We start from the raw sequence: 14847 nt of genomic DNA on the forward strand, positions 1-14847 counted from the left end.
TCCCAGCCTTTCCCGGCCTTTCCGACGATGTGTGCGGCCAGCCTAAGTGGCAGCCTCCCGTCGGCGCCCCACCAGCCAGCAGACCAGGTAGATCAGAAACGAGATGCTCGCGACGAAGACCGACACCGGCACGCCCGGCGCCAGCGACAACACGATCCCGCCGACCGCGGCCACCTCGGCGAACACCACCGAGGTCAGCATGGCCGCCGCCGGTGAGGTGACCACCCGGGCCGCCGCGGCCGCCGGCGTGATCAGCAGCGACATCACCAGCAGCGCCCCGACGATCTGCACCGCCTGGGCCGCCACCACCCCGACCAGCGCGGCGAACACGATCCCCAGCGTGTGCACCGGCACGCCGCGGGCGGCGGCGACGTCGGGGTCGACGGTGGCGAACAGCAGGGGGCGGTAACACGTTGCGAGCACGGCGATGACGAGCACACAGACCAGCGCCAGCATCGTCAGCCCCGTGTAGCCGACCCCGACGATCTGGCCGGTCAGCAAGGCGAAACTGGTCGAGGTCCGGCCCGGGTAGAGGTGGATGAACAACACCGCCAGGCCCAGGCCGAACGCCAGCACCACCCCGATCACCGAATCGCGTTCCCGGGCGCGCCGGCCGAGGACGCCGAACAGCGCCGCCGCCAGTGCGCTGCCGATCAGCGCGCCCACACCCACCCCGAACCCGACCAGCAGCGCGAAAGCGGCTCCGGTCAAGGACAATTCGCTGGACCCGTGCACGGCGAACGACATTTGCCGCATCACGATGAACGGCCCGATCAGCCCGGCCACCAACCCCAGCAGGGCGGCCGCCACCAGCGCCTGCTGCACGAAGTCGTGGCTGAGCAGATGCGCGGTGATGTCGAAGGAGAACAGGTGGTGTCCCATGTCGGCGAGCCGATGCTCCATCAGCCGTGCCCGTCGGTGCGCTCGCCGGCCACCACGTAGCCGTCCTTGACCTTCACCACCTGGATGTCGGATCGATACAGCGCAGACAGCGTCTGGCTGGTCATCACCTCGTCGACGGCACCGATCCTGAACCGCCCGTCGACCAGATACAGCACCCGGTCCACATACGGCAGGATCGGGTTGATCTCGTGGGTGACGACGATGACCGTGGTCCCCGCCTCCCGGCGGCGCCGCTCGATCAGCGCCGACACCAGCTTCGCGTTCGCCGGGTCCAGCGTCAGCAGCGGCTCGTCGCACAGCAGCAGCGTCGGGTCGCTGACCAGTGCCTGGGCGATGCGCACCCGCTGCAGCTCGCCGCCCGACATCACGCCGACCCGCACATCCGCCAGGTGCTCGCCGTTGACCTGGCTCAGCGCCCGGGCGACGGCTTCGCGCCGCCGGACGCGGTCGCGGGGCCGCAGCGGGACCGCGCCCCAGCGTGCCCCGTCGATACCCAGCCGAACCAGGTCGCGCCCCCGCAGCATCACGTCGTGATCCAGTGGGCGGTGTTGCGGCACATAGCCGATGCGCCGGCTGCCCGAGGTGATCGGTCTTCCGTCCACCAAGCCGACGCCGGCGCTCAGCGGCAGCTGCCCGAGGAGCACGTTGAGCAGCGACGTCTTGCCGCTGCCGTTGGGGCCGAGCACCGCGATGAACTCGCCGCGCGGCACCGACAGGTCCAGGTGGTCCCACAACACCCGGTCGCCGAACGCCAGGCGGGCCCCGCGCAGTGAGACGGTGTCCGCGTGCCCGTCAACGGCGGGCGCCGTTTCGATCGTCACGGCTGGACGGGCCGGCTCGACTGGAGCGCGGCCAGCAGCTGGTCGACCGTATTGCGTTGCCAGCTCAGGTAATCCGCGCCGTCCGGCAGAGTCTCTGCCACCTCGGTGACCGGCACACCCGCGCGCCGCGCGGTGTCGCGCAGGCTGGCGATCGTGGCCGTCGACGTCTGCGGGTTGACCATCAGCGCCGACACCTGGTGCCGGTCGATCAGGTCGAGGACCAACGCCAGATCGGCCGGCGCGGGGTCGGTCTCGTTCTCGATGGCCGCGGCGAAGGCGGGCGGAGTCCGGTTCAGCAGGCCCGTCGCCTTGAGCAGGTAGAAGGCGACCGGTTCGGTCGCCACGACCGGGGTGTGCGGGTGGGTGGCGGCGACGCCGTGTTCGGTGCCGGCGATGGCGTCGGCGTCGCGCTCGAACGCGGCGGCGTTGGCGCGGTAGTCCGCGGCGTTGCCCGGGTCGATCGTCGCGAGCCGGTCGGCGATCGTGGCGGCCACCGACTTCGCGACGCCCAGGTCGTAGAAGACGTGCTCGTTGCGCGGTTGCCCGTCGTTCTCGAGGAACGAGTAGGCGTTGACCGGCTTGGCCCCGGGCTGGCGGGCCAGCACGTCGTCGACCCATCCGTCGTAGCCGCCGCCGTTGTAGACGACCAGCGCGGCGTCGGCGATGGCGGCGGCGTCCGAGGGGCTGGCCTCATAGGAGTGCGGGTCGGTTTCCGCCCCGCTCAGGATGGACTTGACCGGCACATGGCGGCCCGCGACGGCCCGCGCGACGCTGCCCCACACGTCGGTCGACGCGACGACGGCGGACGCGTGCGGATGCGCCTGGTGGCCGCCGCAGCCGATCAGCACCGACGAGCCGGCCACGGCCAGGACGGCCGCCAGCCGACACGTCGCGCGGGCGCGCGGTCGCCCACCCGTCAGTGCCATGCGCACGTCCGATTTCCTCCCGCCCGCCAGCAAGCCGATCCACAATACTAATGAAAATCGTTTCCATTACAAAGCCGCGGGCGGAAGCGCATGGGCCGCGGACCGATCCGCTGTAGCGTCACCGAACGTGAGCCCCACACCGCGCCGGCGAGCGACCCTGGCGTCGGTGGCCGACGAGCTCAACGTGTCGCGCACGACGATCTCGAACGCCTTCAACCGTCCCGATCAGCTCTCCGCCGACCTGCGCGAACGCGTGCTCGCGACGGCCAAGCGGCTGGGATACGCCGGCCCCGACCCGGTGGCGCGATCGCTGCGGACCCGCAAGGCCGGCGCGGTCGGTCTGGTGATGGCCGAGCCGCTGACCTATTTCTTCAGCGACCCCGCCGCCCGCGATTTCGTCACCGGGGTGGCGCAGGCATGCGAGGCGGTCGGGCAGGGGCTGCTACTGGTGGCCGTGGGGCCCAGCCGCAGCCTGAAAGAGGGAACGGACGCGGTGCTGTCGGCCGGCGTGGACGGCTTCGTGGTGTATTCGGTGTGCGACGACGATCCCTACCTGCAGGTGGTGTTGCAGCGACGGCTGCCGGTGGTGGTGGTCGATCAGCCCAAGGGTCTGGCCGGCGCCTCGCGGGTGGGCATCGACGACCGCGCGGCGATGCGTGAGCTCGCCGAATACGTGCTCGGCCTGGGGCATCGCGAGATCGGGTTGCTGACCATGCGGCTGGGCCGGGACCGGCGGCAGGGCCTGGTGGACGCCGAGCGGTTGCGCTCGCCCGCCTTCGACGTGCAACGTGAGCGCATCATCGGCGTGTGGGAGGCGATGACGGCCGCCGGCATCGACCCGGATTCGCTGACCGTGGTGGAAAGCTACGAGCACCTGGCCGAATCGGGCGGCACGGCCGCCAAGGTGGCGCTGGAAGCCAATCCGCGCATCACCGCGCTGCTGTGCACCGCGGACATCTTGGCCCTGTCCGCCATGGATTACCTACGGGCACATGGCATTTACGTGCCCGGCCAGCTGACCGTCACCGGATTCGACGGCGTGCCCGAGGCCATCAACCGCGGCCTGACCACGGTGTCGCAGTCGAGCCTGCAAAAGGGCCGCCGCGCGGGCGAGCTGTTGTTGACGCCCCCGCGATCGGGTCTGCCGGTCACGGAGATTTCCGAACTCCTCGACACCGAGCTGATCCGCGGCCGCACCGCCGGCCCACCGGGGTGAGCGCCGCTACTTGGAGTCCTGGTCGCCGATCAGCAACCGCACGGCCAGGTCGAGCCGCTTGCTGACGTCGGTGGCCGAGGCCCGGCGGGTGAGCCAGGCGAGCAGGTTCGACAGCCACACGTCGGAGATCACCCGGGCGATGTGGTACTGGTCCTCGGTCGGTTCGCCGTCGGCCATCGCGCGCGCGAACATGGAGTCGATCAGCTTTTCGACCTGGTCGACCTCGCTGGCCGCCGACGCGTCGGCGAACACGTAGGCGCGCGTCATGGCCTCGGTCAGCAGCGGGTTGCGCTGCATCGCGCGGTTGAGCTTGCCCACCATGAAGTTCAGCCGCTGAAAGGGTGTGCCCCCGGTCATCGCCGAGCGGTCGGTCTTGGCGTCGATGCGGCCGAACTCGCGGCCCAGCGCCGACACCAGCAGGTGCACCTTCGACGGGAAGTATCGGTACAGCGTCCCCACCGCCACGTCGGCGCGATCCGCCACCGCACGCATCTGAACCGCCTCGTAGCCGCCCTTGGACGCGATGGCCATGGTGGCATCGAGGATGCGCTTGCGGCGTTCCCGCTGCGCCTCCGACCCGAGTTCAGACTCCGCCAGCACCGCCACGTTTATGACCTCGCGCGGCTGCGAGTCGGAACTAGCCTTGGAAGTGGCCTTGGCGTTGGCGCTGGCTGGCATGTGACGGTTTGCTCCTGTTCCGGGCGGTTCGTTTGCAAACGATACGCATTCTGCGTGTGAATTTCCCACCTCCATACCGCCGGGGACAAGCGCATGTGCTGCTGCGATGGCGTTCGACTTCACGGTCGATCACTGGCATTATTAGAACACGTTCTAGTCTCCGGTGAGCGGGTTGCGCGCCAACTCGCGGTGGAGATGTCCCCGCTTGCGGAAAGATCGGAGGCCCCTTCAGGTGGTAGCGACCGTCACCGATGAGCAGTTTGCCGCGCGCGCCCTGGTGCGCGATTGGGCCCGCAATGCGACGTCGGGACCGGGCGGCACCGCGGCGATCCGCGACGTCGAGCAGGGCGAGCCCGACGCGTGGCGACCGGTGTTCTCCCGGCTGACCGAGCTGGGGATCTTCGGCGTCGCGATCCCGGAGGAATCCGGCGGGGCGGGCGGCAGCGTCGAAGACCTGTGCGCGATGGTCGAGGAGGCGGCCAAAGCGCTGATCCCCGGGCCGGTCGCGACGACCGCGCTGGCGACGCTCGTCGTCGCCGACCCCGAACTGCTGGAAGCGCTGGCCGGCGGGGAGCGCTTCGCCGGGCTGGCGCTCGACGGTGACGTGCGGTTCGACGGCGCGACGTCGACGGCGTCGGGCACGTTGCCGTTTGCGCTGGGCGCCTCGAACACGGTGCGCGGCGCCGTGTTGTTGGCTCCGGCCGACGGGAAATGGCTGCTGATCGACACCGCCGGCGAGGGCGTGCAGCTCGAGCCGCTGCAGGCCACCGACTTCTCCCGGCCGTTGGCCCGGGTGGTGCTCAGCTCGGCCCCGGCCACGCTGGTATCGGAAGACGGCGCGCGCGTCGCGGAATTGACCGCGACCGTCCTGGCGGCCGAGGCGGCCGGCATCACCCGATGGGCGCTGGAAACCGCCGTCGACTACGCCAAGGTGCGCGAGCAGTTCGGCAAGCCGATCGGGAGCTTCCAGGCCATCAAGCACCTGTGCGCGGAGATGCTGTGCCGCGCCGAGCAGGCCGAGGTGGCCGCGGCCGACGCCGCGCGCGCCGCAGCCGAGGGCGACGAATCCCAGTGCTCCATCGCGGCGGCGCTGGCCGCGAGCACGTGCATCACCGCCGTGAAGGCCAACGTCAAGGACTGCATCCAGGTGCTCGGCGGCATCGGCTGCACCTGGGAGCACGACGCGCACCTGTACCTGCGCCGCGCGCACGCCATCGGCCGGTTCCTGGGTGGCGCCGAGCGCTGGCAGCGGCGCATCACCGCGCTCACCCAGGGCGGCGTGCGCCGGCGACTGAGCATCGACCTCACCGAGGTCGAGAGCCGGCGCGCCGAGATCGCCGCCGCCGTCGCCGAGATCGCCGAGCTGCCCGCCGAAAAGCGACAGGTGGGTCTGGCCGAGGCGGGCCTGCAGGCGCCGCACTGGCCGAAGCCGTACGGGCGCGCCGCGTCCCCGGCCGAGCAGCTGCTGATCGATCAGGAGCTGGCCGCCGCCGGCGTCGAACGGCCGGACCTGGTGATCGGCTGGTGGGCCGCGCCGACCATCCTCGAGCACGGCACACCGGAGCAGATCGAGCAATTCGTGCCGGGAACGCTGCGCGGTGAATTCCTGTGGTGCCAACTGTTTTCCGAGCCCGGCGCGGGCTCCGACCTGGCGTCGCTGCGCACCAAAGCGGTGCGCGGTGACGGCGGCTGGCTGCTGACCGGACAAAAGGTGTGGACGTCCGCGGCGCACAAGGCGCGCTGGGGCGTGTGCCTGGCGCGCACCGACCCCGATGCCCCGAAACACAAAGGCATCACCTACTTTCTGGTCGACATGAAGTCGCCCGGCATCGATATCCGGCCGCTGCGCGAGATCACCGGCGACTCGCTGTTCAACGAGGTGTTCCTGGACAACGTGTTCGTGCCCGACGAGATGGTGGTCGGTGAGGTCAACGACGGCTGGAGGCTGGCCCGCACCACGCTGGCCAACGAGCGGGTGGCGATGGCCAACGGCACGGCGCTCGGCAACCCGATGGAAGAGCTGTTGAAGCTCTTGGCGGCAAGGGATCTCGACGTCGCCGAGCAGGATCGGCTGGCGCGCCTGATCATCCTGGCGCAGACCGGCGCGCTGCTGGACCAGCGCATCGCTCAGCTCGCGGTGGGCGGCCAGGACCCCGGCGCGCAATCGAGCGTGCGCAAACTGATCGGCGTCCGCTACCGCCAGGCGCTGGCCGAATTCACGATGGATGTCGCCGAAGGCGGCGGCCTGGTCGACCGCCGGGCGGACGGGGACCCCGCGGTCTTCGACTTCCTCAACACCCGCTGCCTCACGATCGCGGGCGGCACGGAGCAGATCCTGCTGACCGTGGCGGCCGAGCGCCTGCTCGGTTTGCCCCGCTAGTCGAGATCGGCCGCGGCGGCGTGCAATTCGTGCAGCGCCTCGCACGCCATCGAGCCCAAGTCTCGGTCTTCGTCCGGTTCGCCCCAGCGGGCGTAGGCGGTCTTGAACGCCAGCGCACCGAGCTCGGCGGCCAATACCGCCGTCGGCTCGGGCACGCCGCGGGCCTGGAGCGCGTCGGCCACCGCGCGCGCTAGCCCAATCTGTTTGAGCGCGTTGCGTTCCTGAAGTTCGGTGCTGGCCGCGATCGCGGCCTTGAGCCTGGGCGCCAGATCCCGGTTGAATGACGTGAACGCCGCCGCGGCCGACTTCATGCCCGCGCAGACGGCGGCCAGCGGTGTCGCGTCGGCGGGCGCGGCGCCGATGCCCTCGCGCAGAAGTTGCGCGATCGCGTCCTGGCCGGCCGCCAGCACGTCCCGCTTGTCCGGGAAGTGCCGGAAGAACGTGCTTTTCGTCAGCCCGGCGCGCTCGGCGATCTGCGTGACCGTCGTCTCGTCGTAGCCCCGTTCGTTGAACAGGTCGAGTGCCGCGGCGACCAGGCGCTCGCGCGCGTCGGGTTCCCAACGAGCCATGGCCCCACCCTAGTGATGCGACCATTGTCCCATCAGGGGTGTAGGGTGATGGGACAATTGTCGCATCAGCTGAAGGAGCTTCTCGTGCGCGTATTCGTCACCGGCGCCAGCGGAGGAATCGGCTCGGCCGTCGTCTCGGAATTGATCGCCGCCGATCACAAGGTCGTGGGCCTGGCCCGCTCGGAGGCCGCGGCGGCGACCATCAGCGGACTCGGCGCCGAGTCGCTGCGCGGCGACATCGCCGACCTCGACGTGTTGCGCGGCGCCGCCGCCGACGCCGACGGCGTCGCCTACCTGGCGTTCTCGCACGACTTCACCGCGAGCGACGCCATCGGGGACGCGATCGGCGACGAGGCCCGCGCGGTCGCCGCGCTCGGCGACGTGCTGGCCGGCACCGGCAAGCCGCTGGTGGTCGCGAGCGGCACCCCCGCGGTGGCCGGTCGAGCCAGCACCGAGGACGACCCGTTCAACGCCGAGGGCCCGATGGCCGGGCGTGGCCGCACCGGGCAAGCCGTCATCGACCTGGCCGAGCGAGGCGTCCGATCGGCCGTGGTGCGGCTGCCGCGGTCGGTTCACGACGCCGGCGGGCGCTACGGCTTCGCCGGCATTCTGATTCAGATTGCGCGGCAGCGCGGCGTGTCGGCCGTCGTGGGCGACGGCGCGCAACGCTGGCCCGCGGTGCACCGCGACGACGCGGCGTCGCTGTTCCGGCTCGCCCTCGAACAGGCGCCCGCCGGGTCGGTACTGCACGCGGTGGGTGACGAAGGAGACCCGATGCGGGCGATCGCCGAGGTGATCGGCCGCCGGCTCGGTGTGCCCGTCGAATCCGCCCCGGCCGAGGCCTTCGGCCCGCTCGGCGCCATATTCGCCGCCGACCAGCCCTCGTCCAGCGCGCTGACCCGCCGGCGACTCGGATGGAAACCGACGGGCCCAAGCCTGCTCGACGACCTGGCGATCGGCGACTACCCGGACTGAGAAATCAGGAGAACGTCGTCTGCGCGCAGGTGCTGGGGGAGGTGATGTTGACCCCGGAGTAGACGACCTGGATGTGGCTGCAGGCGATGACGTTGTTGTCGGTCTTGGGTTGCCCCGTCTGCCAATCGGTGGAGTCGATGCGCCCGTTCGTCTGGTACTTCTCCGGCGGGCCCTCACCCATGTAGATCGTGGTGATCTCGTCGGAACCCATCGACTTGTGGACCCGCTCGTACTGACCGTCGGCGTGCGCGTCGAGATAGGCCAGCCGATTTGAGGATCGGATCTCGGTGGTCTGGCGGGCCCACAGGCCGGGCGGGAAGCCGCTCACGCCGTCGGGCGTGAGCATGTCCGCGCCGGCGGTGAAGTCGCAGTGGCCGTCGGATTTGAAGCAGTTGAGGACGACCCGCGTCTCCAGCTGGTTGGGTCCGTCGAGCGGGAACAGCGTGGTGGCGGTGTTGCTCGCCGCGGCGCACACCCCGACGGGCAGCAACATCGGCAGCGTTGCGACGACCGCGAATCCCGATACCAGCCGCATCATCGATGCTCCCCTTCCCCGTTTGCTGACGCCAAGGGTGAACCTAACCCCGCGACTACTCGTCGTAGGTCACTTCTACCGAATCAGATTCGGGGTGGGATTGACAGGCCAGGATGAGGCCCTCGTCGAGGTCCTGCTGCTCGAGCACGTCGTTGACCTCCATGTTCACCTTGCCGCCGCGCAGGGTGCAGGCGCACGCGCCGCAGTGTCCCTCGCGGCAGGAGAACGGCGCGTCGAGGCCCTTGGCCAGCAGCACGTCGAGCAATTTGGCGTTGCGCGGCCACGACACGGTGTGGGTCTCACCGTCGAGCTCCACCACCGCGGTGGCCGGCGGCTGGTCGCCCTCGGGGGTGTCCTCGATCTTCACCGCCGCGAACGGATCCGACTCCAGCGACTTGAACACTTCGATATGTATTTGCGGCGCAGGGACTTTCAGCGATTCCAGCGCTTCTTTGGCGGAATCCATGAACGCGCCGGGGCCGCAGATGTAGACGGGCCGATCCGTGTAGGGGGCCGCCAGCTTGGCCAGCGCGGCGACGCTGGGCAGGCCCTGCAGCGATTCCAGCCAGTGCACGATGGTGAGCCGGTCGGGGTACTTGGCGGACAACTCGCGCAGCGCCTCGGCGAAGATCACCGAATCCTCGTCGCGGTTGGCATACAGCAGCGTCACCTGTCCGCCGCCGTCGGCCAGCGCCGACTTGCAGATCGACATGATCGGGGTGATCCCGCTGCCCGCGGCCATCAGCAGGAAATCGTCGCCCAGCGTTTTCGGCACGAAGTTGCCCGACGGCGCCAGCACGTGGATCCGCATGCCCGCCCGCGCGTTGTCGCACAGCCAGTTGGAGGCGTAGCCGTCGGCGGTTCGTTTGACCGTGACGGCCAGGGCGTCGTCGGTGAACGGCGAGCTGCACAGCGAATAGCAGCGCGCCACCGACCCGGTGCGCTCGCTGGGAACGCGCAGCGTCAGGAACTGACCCGGCGAGTACCGCAGCCGCTCGGGCGGGATGCCGGGATCCCCTTCGTCGTCGGGCACCGCGAACACCAGAGAGCGCGCATCGTCGGTCTCGGCGATGACCTCGGCGATCTTGAGTTCAAGGACGTGGTCACCGAGTGGCTCGTCGGCTGCTTGGTCCAGATCCGCCTCGGTCAAGGCCCGTGCCTTCCTTTCGTCGCAAAACGTGTCGACCCGCTGCGACCGGCTCCGCCGCTCTTGCGATCGCCACGGGCAACTAGAACATGTTACAGAAAAGTGGATTCGTATCGCTACCAGCCGCAGGAATACCCTGCTCGACACAAATCGGAACGTGTTCTAGTCTCTGGTGTAAGTCCGCTGTGTAAGTCTGGCCCAGGAGGCAAACTTAAGTGACGTCCATTCAACAGCGTGATGCGCAGTCGGTTTTGGCTGGCATCGATGATCTGCTCCCGCGGATTCGGGAACGCGCTCAGGCGACGGAGGATCTGCGGCGGCTGCCCGAAGAGACCGTCCAGGACCTGCAGGACGTGGGCTTCTTCACTTTGTTGCAGCCCGAACAGTGGGGCGGGCTGCAGTGCGATCCGACGCTGTTCTACGAGGCGGTCCGGCGGCTGGCCAGCGCGTGCGGCTCCACCGGCTGGGTGAGCTCCATCATCGGCGTGCACAACTGGCATCTGGCGTTGTTCGACCAGCAGGCCCAGGAGGAGGTCTGGGGCGAGGACCCCAAGACCCGGGTTTCCTCGTCGTACGCCCCGATGGGTGCGGGCGTGGTGACCGACGGCGGCTACCTGGTCAACGGCGCGTGGAACTGGTCCTCGGGCTGTGACCACGCGACGTGGGCGTTCCTGGGTGGCCCGGTGATCAAGGACGGCCGCCCGGTCGACTTCGGCAGTTTCTTGATCCCCCGCAGCGAGTACCGCATCGACGACGTGTGGCACGTCGTCGGCCTGCGCGGCACCGGCAGCAACACCGTCGTCGTCAAGGACGTCTTCGTGCCGCGGCACCGGTTCCTGTCCTACAAGGCGATGAACGACGGCACCGCCGGCGGGTACGAGACCAACACCGCCCCGGTCTACAAGATGCCTTGGGGCACAATGCATCCCACCACCATCTCGGCGCCGATCGTCGGCATGGCCTACGGCGCCTACGACGCGCACGTCGAGCACCAGGGCAAGCGGGTGCGTGCGGCGTTCGCCGGCGAGAAGGCCAAGGACGACCCGTTCGCCAAGGTCCGCATCGCCGAGGCGGCCAGCGACATCGACGCCGCGTGGCGGCAGCTGAGCGGCAACGTCGCCGACGAGTACGCGCTGCTGTCGGCCGGCAAGGAGATCCCGTTCGACCTGCGCGCCCGCGCCCGCCGCGACCAGGTGCGCGCCACCGGCCGGGCCATCGCCTCCATCGACCGGTTGTTCGAGGCGTCCGGCGCTACCGCCCTGGCCAACGACCAACCCGTGCAACGGTTCTGGCGTGACGCGCACGCCGGCCGGGTGCACGCGGCCAACGACCCCGAGCGGGCCTACCAGATCTTCGGGAACAACGAGTTCGGGTTGCCGCCCGGCGACACGATGGTCTAACCCATGACCACAGTCGAAGCGCTGACGTTCGAATCGACTTCCCGCTTCGCCGAGGTGGACGTCGACGGGCCGCTGAAGCTGCACTACCACGAGGCGGGTGTCGGCAACGATCAGACGATCGTGCTGTTGCACGGCGGCGGTCCCGGGGCGGCGAGCTGGACCAACTGGTCGCGCAACATCCCGGTGCTCGCCGAGCGGTTTCACGTGCTCGCCGTCGATCAGCCCGGCTACGGCCATTCCGACAAGCGCGCCGAGCACGGGCAGTTCAATCACTACGCGGCCAGGGCCCTGGCGGGCCTCTTCGACCAGCTTGGCCTGGGACGCGTTCCGCTGGTGGGCAATTCGTTGGGCGGGGGCACCGCGGTGCGGTTCGCCCTGGACTACCCCGACCACGCCGGGCGCCTGGTGTTGATGGGGCCCGGCGGGCTGAGCATCAACCTGTTCGCCCCGGATCCCACCGAGGGCGTCAAGCGGCTGGGCAAGTTCTCGGCCGAGCCCACGCGGGAAAACCTCGAGGCGTTCCTGCGGGTGATGGTCTACGACCAGAAACTGATCACCGACGAATTGATCGACGAGCGGTTCGCGCTGGCCAGCACGCCGGAGTCGCTGACGGCGACTCGCGCGATGGGAATGTCGTTCGCGGGCACCGATTTCGAGCTCGGCATGATGTGGCGCGAGGTGCACCGCCTGCGCCAGCCCGTGCTGCTGATCTGGGGCCGCGAGGACCGGGTCAACCCCCTGGATGGGGCGCTGGTCGCGCTCAAGACCATTGCGCGTGCGCAGCTGCACGTTTTCGGGCAATGTGGGCACTGGGCGCAGGTGGAGAAGTTCGACGAGTTCAACAAGCTCACCATCGATTTCCTGGGAGGTGCGAGATGAGCATCCGTTCGCTGGGCTATCTGCGCATCGAGGCCACCGACATGGCGGCCTGGCGTGAGTACGGCCTGAAGGTTCTCGGCATGGTCGAGGGCAGCGGCAACACCGAGGGCGCCCTATATCTGCGGATGGACGACTTCCCGGCCCGGCTGGTCATCGTGCCCGGCGAACGCGACCACCTCATGGAGGCCGGCTGGGAGTGCGCGAACGCCGAAGGCCTGCAAGAGATCCGGGACAGGCTCGACGTCGAGGGCATCCCCTACAAGGAAGCCACCGCCGCGCAACTGGCCGATCGCCGGGTCGTCGAGATGATCCGGTTCTCCGACCCGTCGGGCAACTGCCTGGAGGTCTTCCACGGCGTCGCCCTTGAGCACCGCCGCGTGGTCAGCCCCTACGGGCACAAGTTCGTCACCGGTGAGCAGGGCCTGGGACACGTGGTGTTGTCCACCCGCGACGACGACGAGGCGCTGCACTTCTACCGCGACGTCCTCGGGTTCAAGCTGCGCGACTCGATGCGGATGCCGCCGCAGGTGGTGGGCCGGCCCGCCGACGGGGCGCCGGCCTGGTTGCGCTTCTTCGGCTGCAACCCGCGCCACCACAGCCTGGCCTTCCTGCCACTGCCGACGCCCAGCGGCATCGTGCACCTGATGATGGAGGTCGAGAACGCCGACGACGTGGGGCTGTGCCTGGACCGTGCGCTGCGCCGCAAGGTGCCCATGTCGGCCACCCTCGGCCGTCACGTCAACGACCTCATGCTGTCGTTCTACATGAAGACACCCGGCGGGTTCGACATCGAATTCGGTTGCGAGGGAAGGCAAGTCGAAGACAACGACTGGGTCGCCCGGGAGAGCACCGCGGTCAGCCTGTGGGGCCACGACTTCACCGTCGGCATGCGCGGCTGACCATGTCAGCGCCCATCGATCCGCGGACCTTCCGGCAGGTGCTGGGCCAGTTCTGCACCGGCATCACCATCATCACCACGATGCACGACGACGCCCCCGTCGGCTTCGCCTGCCAGTCGTTCGCGGCGCTGTCGCTGGACCCGCCGCTGGTGCTGTTCTGCCCGACCAAGGTGTCACGGTCCTGGAAGGCCATCGAGGCCTCCGGCCGGTTTTGCGTCAACATGCTGACCGAGCACCAGAAGCACGTCTCGGCCAGGTTCGGCTCCAAGGAACCCGATAAATTCGCCGGCATCGACTGGCACCCTTCCGATCTCGGGTCACCGATCATCGACGGGTCGCTGGCCTACATCGACTGCACGGTGGCCTCCGCGCACGACGGGGGAGACCACTTCGTGGTGTTCGGTGCGGTGCAATCGCTTTCGGAGGCGCCCAAGATCAAGCCGCGCCCGCTGCTGTTCTATCGCGGTGAATACACGGGCATCGAACCGGACAAGACGACGCCGGCGCAGTGGCGCGATGACCTGGAAGCCTTCCTCACCACCACCACCCAGGACACCTGGCTCTAGAGCGTCCCGCGGGCGTAACGCCACGGCGACTTTTTCGCGTGTTCTTCCGCCGTGGCGTTACGGCCGCGGGACACCCGGCCGCCGTAGAGCCCCGCGCGGGGCCCAGAATGGTTCCATGACGCTGGATCTGGGCGCGTACTTCGATCGCATCGACTACCGCGGCGCGGCCGAGCCGAATCTTGAGGTGCTGCAGGATCTGATGACCGCGCACACCGGGTCGATCCCGTTCGAGAACCTCGATCCGCTGATGGGGGTGCCGGTCGACGACCTGAGCCCCGAAGCCCTCACCGACAAGCTGGTGTACCGGCGCCGGGGCGGTTACTGCTACGAGCAGAACGGCCTGATGGGGTACGTGCTGGCCGAGATCGGCTTCCGGGTGCGCCGCCTGGCCGGGCGGGTGGTGTGGATGCAGCCGCCCGACGCGCCGCCCGGCGCCCAGACACACACGGCGTTGGCGGTGACGTTCCCGGGCTCGCAGGGCTCCTATCTGGTCGACGTCGGGTTCGGTGGTCAGACGCTGACCTCACCCATCCGCTTCGAGACCGGAAACGCCCAGCAGACAACGCACGAGCCGTACCGGCTCAACGATCGCGGCGACGGCCTGGTGCTGCAAGCCCTGCTCCGCGACGAGTGGAAACCGCTGTACGTGTTCGGCACCCAGACCGTTCCGCAGATCGATCTGAGGGTGGGCAGCTGGTACGTCTCCACGCACCCCGAGTCGCACTTCGTGACCGCGCTGATGGCTGCGGTGACGACCGCCGACGCCCGCTACAACCTGGCCGGCCGCAACCTGACCATCCACCGCGCCGACGGCAGCGAGAAAATCCGGCTCGATGATGCGGCGGCGGTCGTCGACGTCCTCGGTGACCGATTCGGCATCGACGTGACCGGGATCGGCGAGCGCGGTGCGCTCGAGGCCCGCATCGGGCAGGTGCTGGACGCCTAGTCCTCGG

The 14847-nt window shown here is 69.3% G+C and carries 15 protein-coding genes; 8 read left to right on the forward strand and 7 right to left on the reverse strand.

Annotated features, from left to right (window positions below):
• Positions 1 to 42 precede the first annotated feature (42 nt).
• From JF781_RS04670 to JF781_RS04680, 3 genes are read right to left on the reverse strand one after another with little or no spacing between them, the layout of a single operon-like run.
• Complete coding sequence (locus JF781_RS04670) at positions 43 to 903, reverse strand: metal ABC transporter permease (protein ID WP_225326232.1); 861 nt, start codon at positions 901 to 903, stop codon at positions 43 to 45.
• Positions 903 to 1724 carry a metal ABC transporter ATP-binding protein gene (locus JF781_RS04675; protein ID WP_225326233.1) on the reverse strand — a complete coding sequence of 274 codons (822 nt, stop codon included), beginning with the start codon at positions 1722 to 1724 and terminating at the stop codon, positions 903 to 905. Before JF781_RS04675 ends, JF781_RS04670 begins: the two co-directional genes overlap by 1 nt.
• On the reverse strand, positions 1721 to 2650 hold the full coding sequence (locus tag JF781_RS04680) for a metal ABC transporter solute-binding protein, Zn/Mn family (protein WP_225326323.1): 930 nt from the start codon (positions 2648 to 2650) through the stop codon (positions 1721 to 1723). The genes JF781_RS04675 and JF781_RS04680 overlap by 4 nt, the downstream gene beginning before the upstream one ends.
• A gap of 127 nt (positions 2651 to 2777) precedes the next feature.
• Here JF781_RS04680 and JF781_RS04685 point away from each other — a divergent pair, with 127 nt between their 5' ends.
• Positions 2778 to 3866 (forward strand): LacI family DNA-binding transcriptional regulator, encoded by a 1089-nt coding sequence (locus JF781_RS04685; protein ID WP_225326234.1) that lies wholly within the window; start codon positions 2778 to 2780, stop codon positions 3864 to 3866.
• 6 nt (positions 3867 to 3872) lie between these two features.
• On the opposite strand, the gene kstR is transcribed toward JF781_RS04685, so the two are convergent.
• Positions 3873 to 4472 (reverse strand): cholesterol catabolism transcriptional regulator KstR, encoded by a 600-nt coding sequence (kstR, locus tag JF781_RS04690; protein WP_008263559.1) that lies wholly within the window; start codon positions 4470 to 4472, stop codon positions 3873 to 3875.
• Between the two features lie 304 nt (positions 4473 to 4776).
• Here kstR and JF781_RS04695 point away from each other — a divergent pair, with 304 nt between their 5' ends.
• The gene (locus tag JF781_RS04695; protein ID WP_225326235.1) at positions 4777 to 6924 is read left to right on the forward strand and encodes an acyl-CoA dehydrogenase; all 2148 of its coding nucleotides are present in this window, start codon (positions 4777 to 4779) and stop codon (positions 6922 to 6924) included.
• Here JF781_RS04695 and JF781_RS04700 read toward each other — a convergent pair.
• Positions 6921 to 7493: a TetR/AcrR family transcriptional regulator gene (locus JF781_RS04700; protein ID WP_225326236.1), complete on the reverse strand. Its 573-nt coding sequence runs from the start codon at positions 7491 to 7493 to the stop codon at positions 6921 to 6923. The two genes, JF781_RS04695 and JF781_RS04700, sit on opposite strands and share 4 nt — an antisense overlap.
• Positions 7494 to 7577: 84 nt before the next feature.
• On the opposite strand from JF781_RS04700, the gene JF781_RS04705 reads away from it, so the two are divergent.
• On the forward strand, positions 7578 to 8468 hold the full coding sequence (locus JF781_RS04705) for an SDR family oxidoreductase (protein WP_225326237.1): 891 nt from the start codon (positions 7578 to 7580) through the stop codon (positions 8466 to 8468).
• Positions 8469 to 8472: 4 nt separating this feature from the next.
• On the opposite strand, the gene JF781_RS04710 is transcribed toward JF781_RS04705, so the two are convergent.
• Both JF781_RS04710 and JF781_RS04715 read right to left on the reverse strand, forming a co-directional pair.
• Positions 8473 to 9006 (reverse strand): hypothetical protein, encoded by a 534-nt coding sequence (locus tag JF781_RS04710; RefSeq protein WP_225326238.1) that lies wholly within the window; start codon positions 9004 to 9006, stop codon positions 8473 to 8475.
• Between the two features lie 52 nt (positions 9007 to 9058).
• Entirely contained in the window at positions 9059 to 10153 is a 1095-nt protein-coding gene (locus JF781_RS04715) for a ferredoxin--NADP reductase (protein WP_225326239.1), read from the reverse strand.
• Between the two features lie 212 nt (positions 10154 to 10365).
• Between JF781_RS04715 and hsaA the strand changes: the two genes are divergently transcribed.
• From hsaA to JF781_RS04740, 5 genes are all read left to right on the forward strand, one after another.
• The gene (gene hsaA / locus JF781_RS04720; RefSeq protein WP_225326240.1) at positions 10366 to 11550 is read left to right on the forward strand and encodes a 3-hydroxy-9,10-secoandrosta-1,3,5(10)-triene-9,17-dione monooxygenase oxygenase subunit; all 1185 of its coding nucleotides are present in this window, start codon (positions 10366 to 10368) and stop codon (positions 11548 to 11550) included.
• Positions 11551 to 11553: 3 nt separating this feature from the next.
• On the forward strand, positions 11554 to 12429 hold the full coding sequence (hsaD, locus tag JF781_RS04725; protein WP_225326241.1) for a 4,5:9,10-diseco-3-hydroxy-5,9,17-trioxoandrosta-1(10),2-diene-4-oate hydrolase: 876 nt from the start codon (positions 11554 to 11556) through the stop codon (positions 12427 to 12429).
• On the forward strand, positions 12426 to 13328 hold the full coding sequence (gene hsaC, locus JF781_RS04730; RefSeq protein ID WP_225326242.1) for an iron-dependent extradiol dioxygenase HsaC: 903 nt from the start codon (positions 12426 to 12428) through the stop codon (positions 13326 to 13328). The genes hsaD and hsaC overlap by 4 nt, the downstream gene beginning before the upstream one ends.
• 2 nt (positions 13329 to 13330) lie before the next feature.
• Positions 13331 to 13894: a 3-hydroxy-9,10-secoandrosta-1,3,5(10)-triene-9,17-dione monooxygenase reductase subunit gene (gene hsaB, locus JF781_RS04735; protein ID WP_225326243.1), complete on the forward strand. Its 564-nt coding sequence runs from the start codon at positions 13331 to 13333 to the stop codon at positions 13892 to 13894.
• Between the two features lie 115 nt (positions 13895 to 14009).
• Positions 14010 to 14840: an arylamine N-acetyltransferase gene (locus JF781_RS04740; protein ID WP_225326244.1), complete on the forward strand. Its 831-nt coding sequence runs from the start codon at positions 14010 to 14012 to the stop codon at positions 14838 to 14840.
• The last annotated feature ends 7 nt before the right edge of the window (positions 14841 to 14847 follow it).

The organism is Mycobacterium sp. WUMAC-067 (genome assembly GCF_020217485.1).
Taxonomy (GTDB): domain Bacteria; phylum Actinomycetota; class Actinomycetes; order Mycobacteriales; family Mycobacteriaceae; genus Mycobacterium.